Raw genomic sequence first — 9227 nt, forward strand, 5'->3', positions numbered from 1 at the left:
GGTTCGTGGACATCGCACCGATCAGTCCTGCGACCGCTGGATTGAGCCCTCGCGCGGAAGCACCCGTCAACGCGAAGACCGACGAAGGCAGCGACAAATCCTCCGCAGCCTAGCGCGATCAATTCGAACAGACGCGTCTCGGCCGTTTATCTCTAGAGGCCGGACGCAAACACCTTCGACGTGTCGGTCAGCGTTGCGACGTCTTCGAAGAGGCCGAGGCGGCGGTCGATCATAGTGTCGATCTTGTCGTAGACCTCGCTTACGGTGAGCTGACGAGACTTGCGCCCCGACTTCTCGAAGAAGAGCGTCCGGTTTGCTTTTGCTGCCGCCGGGAATACGCGCGGCGCGCTTTGCTTCGGCTTGTCGTCGACGAGGCGCATGAAGCGGCTCGCGCTGTCGACTCCGAAGAAATGCGCGAAGTAGAATTCCGAACGGGTGATCGCCCGTCCGATCCGACTCTCGATCAGCGCGCGGTCGCGCTTTGTCATTTCGGCTGCCATCAGCGCGGCAAAATGGGCGTTCTTGCGCAGCCCGAGAATATGATCGCGCATCGTTTCATTGGCCACAGTCAATTGCCCGTCGACCCATTGAATCGCCTCGGCTTCCATGGCCAATCCGTGCTTCGCGCCATAAGCGCGAACGACCTCGAACCATGTGCCGGCGATGAACTGGAAAAGCCCAGTCGCGGACGATGTCCCGGCCTTCACGCTGGGAACGAAGCTCGATTCCTTGTCGGCGAGCGCCATCATGTATACCGGGTCGACGCCGGTCGTGTCCGCAGCGCGCAGGATGGTTTCGACGAGCCAACGCTGTACACAGCGCTCTTCGAACTGAATGCAATTTTGCGCGGCAGCAGTGTCGGGCTGATTGGCGGTGGATTGTTCAGAGTCGTTCTGCGACATAATGAACTGCGCCTGGATATCTCGCGGTTGGGCAGCCGCAACTGGCACGATGGCCATCAGGGGATCGTACCCGCCTGTGAGTTCGACGGGCGCCGGATCCATCGCCGCGTTCTGCGCCCCAATTTGCGCGTCGACCATGGCTGTGCGGAATTCAACCGGCGCGACGATCTCCGGAACGAGGCCGTTGATGACGCTCTCGACTTCGTGGTGATCTTTGAGAAAGCCAACGGGCGCCTTCGCGGAGGAGGCTGTGGCAAATGTCAGGAACGCGCCGAGACCGACGCTTGCAGCAAGGCGTAACACGGTCAAGCGATGACGAAAAATGCCCAGCCGGAGAGGGCGTGGGCGAAGCCAGATGGTCGAGTCGTTCGAAGCGACATAGGCTGAGGTCTGGCGAGCGTCATGAGACGCTGTCAGTGCGACAGTCATGCAGGGAAGCCCCCAAAAAAGACGCCGCGTCGCCGCAGAGCGGGTGAGCGGTCTATTGATTGAACTTGGGGACCACTCCTGACGATTGGTTGTGTCCGGAATGGGTCAGCTTAAGCGTTGAATCGTGGCATTCCTTGGATTGCGACGAACCGTCACCTCCCCGAAAAAGGAGTATTTGCCTCATAGGACGCGGCCAGACTGCGCGCGAGGCGAGCGAAATCTGCAGCAGCGGGAACACCGAACCGCAGCAGTTTTGCATCATGGTCGAACCGGCGGACCCAGATTCCATCGTGTGCCAATCGGTCGAATACCGCTGGTGCCGACGGATGCGAAGCAAGACGAAACAGCCGCGTTCCGCCGATGATCGTGAAGTCGGCGGCACGAAGACAATCATCAAGCGCGTACACGGCCTGATCGAGGTGCTGCCGCTGCGCCGACAGCCACGCGCGATCGGCGAGCGCCTGCGCGCCGATCGCGAGAGCGGGTCCGGAGACGGGCCAGGATCCAAGCACTTCGCGGATCCTCTCAGTCAAAGCAGGATCAGCAATCGCGAAGCCGAGCCGCACTCCAGCCAGGCCATAGGCCTTCCCGAACGAGCGAAGCACGACGGTCGATGGCAGATCGAGCGAAGAGACGGACACGTTTTCGGCGAGATCGGCGAAGGCCTCGTCGACGACCAGCCTTCCTCCGCGCGCGTGGAGACTATGTGCCGTTGCGGTAAGTTCATCGCGCGAAACGATGCGGCCGTCCGGGTTATTGGGATTGACTACGACGATGGTATCAGCGCCGCTCGCCGTTGCTTCCCGTAGGTCGCAGACGTGCACGACATCGTGGCCTTCGCGTCGCCATCTGATCTCGTGCTCRCTGTAAGTCGGCCCGAGAATAGCGACGCGCTCTCTCTCGCACAGCCGCGGCAGCGCCTGAATGAAGGTCTGAGAACCGGGCCCGGCGGTCACATGATGGGGATCCTCGACGTCATAAGCATGCGCCGCGATCTCTTCGATCCGCCGCAATTCTTCAGGTGCGGGCAGGCGCGAGAAGGCATCGTGAGCCGGGACCGTGAACGGATAGGCCTGCGGGTTGATGCCCGTGGACAGATCGATCCATGGCGATGGCGCTTTCGGAAAAAGCGATTTTGCTTCATGAAGGTTTCCACCGTGTCGCATGCCGCTTTGTTCCTCTCGCCCGATCCCCGATGTCCGTCTTCGCAGCCAGCCTCGCCGCCACCTTGATCGCGATCGCGACAGAAGCGGCGTTCGGCTATCCGTCGACCCTCTTCCGTAAGATCGGCCACCCCGTCACCTGGATCGGCTCACTGATTGCAAAATTGGAAGCCCGATACAACCGGCCCGATTTGCTCTTTGCGCAACGAAAACGCCGGGGCATCTGTACACTCGTCGCTGTCATCACCGTCAGCTTGCTGGGTTCGCTCGTCTGCGTGATCGGAGCGAACGCGCTGACAAGCGGCGCAGGATTTCTCGCCGTAGGGCTTCTGGGGAGCAGCTTGATCGCACAACGCAGTCTGCATGACCACGTCGCGAGTGTGGCCGACGGCCTCGCCATCGGCCTTGAGGAGGGTCGCGCAGCCGTATCCCAAATCGTCGGGCGCGATCCGCAAACCCTCGACGAGGCGGCTGTCGCGCGGGCGGCAATCGAAAGCCTTGCCGAGAATTTCTCCGATGGAATCGTCGCGCCGGTCGTCTATTTCGCGCTCGCAGGCCTGCCCGGTGCTGCAGCCTACAAGGCGATCAACACTGCCGACAGCATGATCGGTCATCGCTCGGAGCGCTATGCCGCCTATGGGTGGGCAGCCGCGCGATTGGACGATTGGGTCAATCTCCCGGCCTCGCGGTTGGCTGCTCTCTTCATTGCGAGCGCTGCCTTGCTCGTTCGCGGATGCAGGAGTGTCGATGCCGTCCGGGCGGTCTCGCGGGATGCGCGTCGTCATCGCTCGCCCAATGCGGGCTGGCCTGAAGCGGCGATGGCAGGTGCGCTCGGGCTACGTCTCGCGGGGCCACGCGTCTACGGCGGCATCATGGTCGACGACCATTGGATGGGGCAGGGGCGGGCGGAGGCCGGCATCGCCGACATCCGCCGCGCTCTTGTTGTCTTTCGCGTCGCGTGCTGCGTCCAGGTGGCGCTGATCGCGATGCTGTTGGCGGCCGTATTGCAATGACCGCCTTGGACTACCAGGTCGCGCGCAGACCCGCGTAGAAGGACCGACCAGCGGTGCCGTAATTGTAGACTTCCTGGTAACGTGCGTGCGTGAGATTTTCCGCGCGCGCGAAGACGCTGAACGTCTCGTTGACCTTGTAGTCCGCGTACACATCGAAGCGAGCGTAGGGCTGGAGCTTGTTCTGCTCGCCTTGCGTCGAGAAACGCGTGCTCACGAATACGACCGACGGCTCGATCGAAAGGCCGGATACCGGCGTGATGATCAATCCCAGGCGACCTTCGTCCGGCGGCCGGCGGGCAAGGCGAAGATCGGTCTCCTCGTCGAAAGCGTCTGTATGCGTGTAGACGGCCTTGACGCGCAGGAGTGTGGGAACGACGTCCACATCGGCGGACAATTCGACGCCTGTGCTGCGTGCGCGTGCCACATTGAGATAGCAGCCGAACGCTTGCGTCGGCGCGCAGCTCACTGGATCGAACGTGAAGTCGATGAGATTGCGAAAACGATTGGCGAAGAACGTCGCCGACAATGTCAGACGATCGTTCAGGAGTCTCTGGTCGATGCCGGCATCGACACCGACCGACCGCTCCGGGTCTAGGCCGGGCGTTCCATAAATCGGATCGAATTGTTGGAACAGGCTTGGTGCTTTCGCACCCGTTCCGACACTTGCGCGCAGCGTCATTCCCGTATTGGGCACGTCGTAGGCGGCCGTCGTCCGCCATGTCCCGAAACGATCACCGTCCGCGATATCGTCAATCCGTCCGCCGAATGTCAGGTGCAGGTTGTCGAACAGGGTGATCTGGTGTTGCGCAAGAAGCGAGCGAGTGGTCTGTGAAGCATCGTTCGTCTCAACCATTGGGCCTGCAAACGGTAAGACGTCGCGCGATGTCGAGAGAAGCCGTTCGCGCTCGATTTTCGCGCCGAAGGTAAGCAGTCCGAAGCTGCCAAGCTTCAGGTCACCCTGATATTCCGCGGCAATCCGGTCGCCGGTATAGCCGCTGTTCGACCAGGAAGTGGAAAGCGGTGCCCCGAAATAGCTGACATCGCGATAGGCGCGGTTTGTCCGGTTGGCGGAAACAAGAACCGTGTTGCGCAGAATGCCGTCGAAGGCATAAGCGGTGAGTTTTGAATAACCCGTAAACAGGCGCTGTTGCGATTGGGATGGGGTGTCGGGGTACGCACCAAAAGCGGCGTCGTATTGGCCGCCGTTGTAGCTGGCATAGCCGCCGAACTCGATTTCCGCGTCTGGGTTCAGCTTGATCGCCACGCGACCTGATGCGCCGAGACGCTGTGCGGCGTCAGGCTCCAAAGGCCAAAGCCGCGTGCCCTCGACCCTGCTGATACGGTATCCGTAGCGAGAGAAACCGGCCGTATCGAAGCCGCTGAGGGAGAAAGCGTAGGATACCACTCCATGGCTTCCCGACACGGCGGCGCGCCCGGCTTTTGTGCCGTAGGAGCCACCTTCCGCGCTGACGCTGAAGCGCGGTGCTCCGTCCCCCTTACGGGTGATGATGTTGATGACGCCGSCGATRGCGTCCGAGCCGTAGAGGGCGGATTGCGGACCACGCAAGACTTCGATGCGTTCGACATCGGTTGAGATGAGATTCGCGAAATCGAACTCGCCCGCTCCCGAGGATGGGTCGTTGACGCGGATTCCGTCGATGAGAACAAGCGTATGACGCGCCTCGGCTCCGCGAATGCGCACGAGAGTCGTGCCACCCGAGCCCGCCTCGACAACTGACAGCCCCGGCACGCGGCGGAGCACATCGGCGATCCGCCGCGGAGATTCTTTCTCGATTTCATCTCCGGGAATGACGGAGATCGCACTGCCGACCTTCGCGAGATCGACAGGGGTGCGCGTCGCAGTCACGACGATGTCGTCGAGAACGACTGGATTATTCTGATCGGATGAAGGTTGGGCATGCGCTGCGCCGATTTGCAGCGCGGACACGGATAGTGATGCTGCAAGCAAGCAGCGGAAAGGCGTAACCATAAGACCTCCTGCTCGCCCCACCGGCGAACATACTGGTTGAATGACGACGCTGGCCGGTCTCCTGGCTCGCGGGTCGTCGCGTGCGGTCCGCCTTCCCGAATGCTGTGTGCGCTTGCCGTGCACGAAGCATCAGTGGCATGAAGGACCGCCGCTCGCCGCTTACAGTTGCGGGGGCAGCCACGGCATAGGATCGAAAGATCCGCACCGTGTTCCCGTTTCACCCCGGTTAGGGGCACCAACGTCAGATTGCTTCTTAGAGGCTTGGCTTCGATGCCGCAACTCGTTCGACAACTGGGTCTGTTGATTATTATCGCCATCGTAGTTGCGCTTCGGCCCGACGGAGCGGAGTCGTCTCCGGTTGCGCCGCGCAAGATCGTCTCGCTCAACTTATGTGCGGATCAGCTTCTGCTTGCGCTCGCGGATCGAGACCAGATCGCGTCGTTGAGCCCGTTGGCGAARGATCGTTCGATTTCGTTCCTGGCCAAAAGCGCCGAAGGGATGCCGAGCAATTCCGGGAAGGGCGAGAGCATTCTCTTCAGCGGAGCGGATCTCGTCGTCGCCGGCATTTTCGGACAGCAGGCGAGAACGGCATTACTCAAAGGGCAGGGTTTCGAGGTCTTGGCGCTCGAACCTTGGCGCAGTCTTGATCATGGCCGCCGGCAGATTCGCACGGTGGCCGAGCGTCTCGGCCATCCGGAGCGGGGGGAGGCGCTGATCGCCGCTATCGATTCCGCGCTCGTTCGCGCAAAGGGGATCGTCCCCGATGGCCGCAGCGTGCTCGTCTATTATCGCCGTGGTTTCGTGCCGGCATCGGATTCGCTCGTCAGCGAGATCTTGCGACACACAGGGTTTCGCCTGCAGCAGGAAAAGCTCGGCCTTCCCCGGGGCGGCGTAGCGCGTCTCGAGAGCATCATCAGGACCCCGCCGGACTACATGCTCATGGACGACGAGGTTGGGCGCACGGTCGACAATGGTTCGGCGCTGCTCACACATCCGGCGCTCGCACGGATCGTCCCCGCTGAAAGGCGTCTGTTGATTCCCGGAAATCTGGCAATTTGCGGTGGCCCCTCGACACCTGCGACGATCGAGGCCATCGCGCGCGAAATCAAAGCGAAGGTCCGCTGATCACACGCCGCTACGCGCGATGCGGATGATATGGTCCGTATCGAGATGGCGTTCGAGATGGTCGGCCAGCGCATCGAGCACGCGCTCGACTTCATCCTCGTAGCGAAACGCTCCGACGTCCAATGTCGGATTCAGCGTCCGTAGATAGGCCGTGCGAAATTCATCGCTCGAGAACAAGCCGTGCAGATAGGTCCCGGCGATGTGACCGTCGGACGATGACGCTCCCTCCGCCGCCCCATCCAACCGGAACGGCCCGCGCCGCGTGTCGGCACCGGTCGTGCGGCCCATGTGAATCTCGTAGGCCGAAAGGGTCGTTCCACTCGCTTCGTGCGTGGCGTCAACGGCGCGCACGGTCTTCTCGGCGGACAGCACCGTATCGACATCGAGGAGACCGAGGCCGTCGACGGTGCCGGTCTTCCCTTCGAACCCTTGAGGATCGCCGATCGTACGGCCGAGCATCTGATAACCACCGCAGAGGCCGAGCACACGGCCGCCGCGTCTGACATGGGCTGCAAGATCGATGTCCCAACCTTGATGTCGCAGGAAATCGAGGTCTGCAATCGTCGCTTTCGAACCCGGAAGGATGACGAGATCGGCGTCGCCGGGAATCGGGATACCAGGCGCCACCATCGTGAGTGAAACCGCCGGTTCGAGTTTCAGGGGATCGAGATCGTCGAAATTGGCGATGCGAGACAAGATCGGCACGGCGATCTTCAAACCGCCATCGCGATGGCGCGCCGCGTGAATGTCGAGTGCATCTTCCGCCGGCAATTTATGGGCATCGGCAAACCACGGTACGATACCGACGCCCTCCCACCCGGTCATGGACGCGATCGTTTGCGTACCCTCGTGAAAGAGATCGACGTCGCCGCGAAACTTGTTGATGAGAAAGGCTCGCACGAGCGAACGATCATCCTCGCTCAAGACCGCGTGCGTTCCCACCAGACTGGCGATCACACCGCCACGGTCGATGTCGCCCGCGAGAACGACAGGAACGCGCGCGGCCTGGGCAAAGCCCATATTCGCGATATCGCCCGCGCGAAGGTTGGTTTCGGCCGGACTTCCTGCACCCTCGACGATGACAAGGTCAGCATCGCCGCCGAGTCGAGCGAAGCTGTCGAGCACGAAAGGAAGCAAGCTTTCGCGGCTTCTATAATTCATCGCATCGAGCTGTCCGAACCGTTGTCCTTGAACGATGATCTGCGATCGGCGATCGGTTTCCGGCTTGAGCAGAACCGGGTTCATATGAACATTGGGCGCGATCCGCGCGGCGCGCGCCTGCAATGCCTGCGCCCGGCCGATTTCGCCGCCTTCGACCGMYGCTGCATTGTTCGACATGTTCTGCGGCTTGAACGGACGCACACGCAATCCCCTGCGCGCGAAGAGCCGGCAAAGCCCAGCGACGAGAATGGACTTGCCGACGTTCGAGCCGGTGCCCTGAAGCATGATGGAAGGCGTCTTTCCGCTCATGACAGCGTCATATCGAATGGTGGAGCAGGTTTGATGACGATGGGACAACCGGCCGCGACCATGATCACCGTGTCGCAATGAGCTGCGACCATCTGGTTGAGACGGCCCTGCGCGTCGCGGAACGTGCGACCGAGCGGCGTATCGGGGACGATGCCCTGGCCGACCTCGTTGGACACGAGAATGACCGGACCCTGTGCATTTTCGATGGCGATCAGCAGGGCTTCGCACGCCCGATCGATATCGTCCTCCGCGAGCATGATGTTTGTCAGCCAAAGCGTCAGGCAATCGACAAGCACGACGCGGGTGGAACACGCCTGTGCCCGAATGGTGTCGGGTAGGTGAAGCGGCTCTTCTTGGGTTTTCCAACGCTCATCGCGTGCAGCGCGATGGTGGGCGATACGCTCGCGCATCTCGTCGTCCCAGGCTTCCGCGGTCGCGATGTAGACCGCCTCGAGGCCGCACGCCTCCGCGAGTTCCTGAGCGATGCGGCTTTTTCCAGATCGGGCGCCGCCGAGAACGAGGACGCGGCGTGCGGTTCRCAAGTTCGACATGTTGACGCCAGGCCCGTGAAGAGGGGTTCAGGGCCCTTTATGGCAAAGCCGGTCGAGCGGCAAGGTCATCCGGATCACGAGGCCTTCAGCGCGCCAGTCCTGGGCCAACGAGCCGCCGAGTTGACCGCTGATGCTCCGGTGGGAGAGCTGATGACCGAAGCCCTCGAAGGTGGGAATGCCGGCGATGGGAGGTCCCTGCTCCTCCTGCCAGAGAAGGTTGACCGCGGCATTCTCCACGGTCCACCGGATCAGTAGCCGTCCTTCGGGGGTCGAGAGACATCCGTATTTCGCGGCGTTGGTGGTGAGTTCGTGCAAAACAAGAGCAAGGCTCGTGATCGCATTCCCTTCGAGTGGAACCGATGGCCCCTCGGCGATGACGCGCTGTGCATCGTCCTCTCGATAGGGCGCTACGATCGCGTCGACCAAGTGCGGCAGGTCCGTGGTCGGCCCGATGTGGCCGTCTTCCGAAATGAAGGGAGGGCGGACCATTTCGTGCGCGCGCGACAAGGCCGAGAGCCGTCCGCGAAGCGCATTCGCCATCTCCTTGGGGTCGTGGGCCGTTCGAGCGGTCAGCGAAACGAGAC

Annotated in this window: 8 protein-coding genes and 1 riboswitch; of the genes, 2 read left to right on the forward strand and 6 right to left on the reverse strand. The window is 61.9% G+C overall.

Annotated features, from left to right (window positions below; genetic code table 11):
• Nucleotides 1-152 precede the first annotated feature (152 nt).
• A complete protein-coding gene (locus tag AC1DT3_RS06125; RefSeq protein ID WP_477464362.1) occupies nt 153-1205 on the reverse strand; it encodes a transglycosylase SLT domain-containing protein in 1053 nt (350 codons plus the stop codon).
• A gap of 278 nt (nt 1206-1483) precedes the next feature.
• Complete coding sequence (cobD, locus tag AC1DT3_RS06130; protein WP_477464363.1) at nt 1484-2497, reverse strand: threonine-phosphate decarboxylase CobD; 1014 nt, start codon at nt 2495-2497, stop codon at nt 1484-1486.
• 29 nt (nt 2498-2526) lie between these two features.
• Between cobD and cbiB the strand changes: the two genes are divergently transcribed.
• Nucleotides 2527-3507, forward strand: a complete 981-nt coding sequence (cbiB, locus tag AC1DT3_RS06135; protein ID WP_477464364.1) for an adenosylcobinamide-phosphate synthase CbiB — start codon at nt 2527-2529, stop codon at nt 3505-3507.
• Nucleotides 3508-3517: 10 nt separating this feature from the next.
• On the opposite strand, the gene AC1DT3_RS06140 is transcribed toward cbiB, so the two are convergent.
• On the reverse strand, nt 3518-5497 hold the full coding sequence (locus tag AC1DT3_RS06140) for a TonB-dependent receptor plug domain-containing protein (RefSeq protein WP_477464365.1): 1980 nt from the start codon (nt 5495-5497) through the stop codon (nt 3518-3520).
• 34 nt (nt 5498-5531) lie between these two features.
• A riboswitch (cobalamin riboswitch) is annotated at nt 5532-5752 on the reverse strand.
• A 15-nt stretch (nt 5753-5767) separates the two neighbouring features.
• Between AC1DT3_RS06140 and AC1DT3_RS06145 the strand changes: the two genes are divergently transcribed.
• Nucleotides 5768-6622, forward strand: a complete 855-nt coding sequence (locus tag AC1DT3_RS06145) for an ABC transporter substrate-binding protein (RefSeq protein WP_477464366.1) — start codon at nt 5768-5770, stop codon at nt 6620-6622.
• Here AC1DT3_RS06145 and AC1DT3_RS06150 read toward each other — a convergent pair whose 3' ends face one another.
• The 3 genes from AC1DT3_RS06150 to AC1DT3_RS06160 form a co-directional block, all read right to left on the reverse strand.
• Nucleotides 6623-8092: a cobyric acid synthase gene (locus tag AC1DT3_RS06150; protein ID WP_477464367.1), complete on the reverse strand. Its 1470-nt coding sequence runs from the start codon at nt 8090-8092 to the stop codon at nt 6623-6625.
• Entirely contained in the window at nt 8089-8643 is a 555-nt protein-coding gene (gene cobU / locus AC1DT3_RS06155; RefSeq protein ID WP_477464368.1) for a bifunctional adenosylcobinamide kinase/adenosylcobinamide-phosphate guanylyltransferase, read from the reverse strand. Before cobU ends, AC1DT3_RS06150 begins: the two co-directional genes overlap by 4 nt.
• A 27-nt stretch (nt 8644-8670) precedes the next feature.
• Nucleotides 8671-9227 (reverse strand): HWE histidine kinase domain-containing protein (locus AC1DT3_RS06160; protein ID WP_477464369.1); only part of this gene is annotated, 557 nt, incomplete at its 5' end.

The organism is Microvirga sp. P4_G7 (assembly GCF_056401005.1).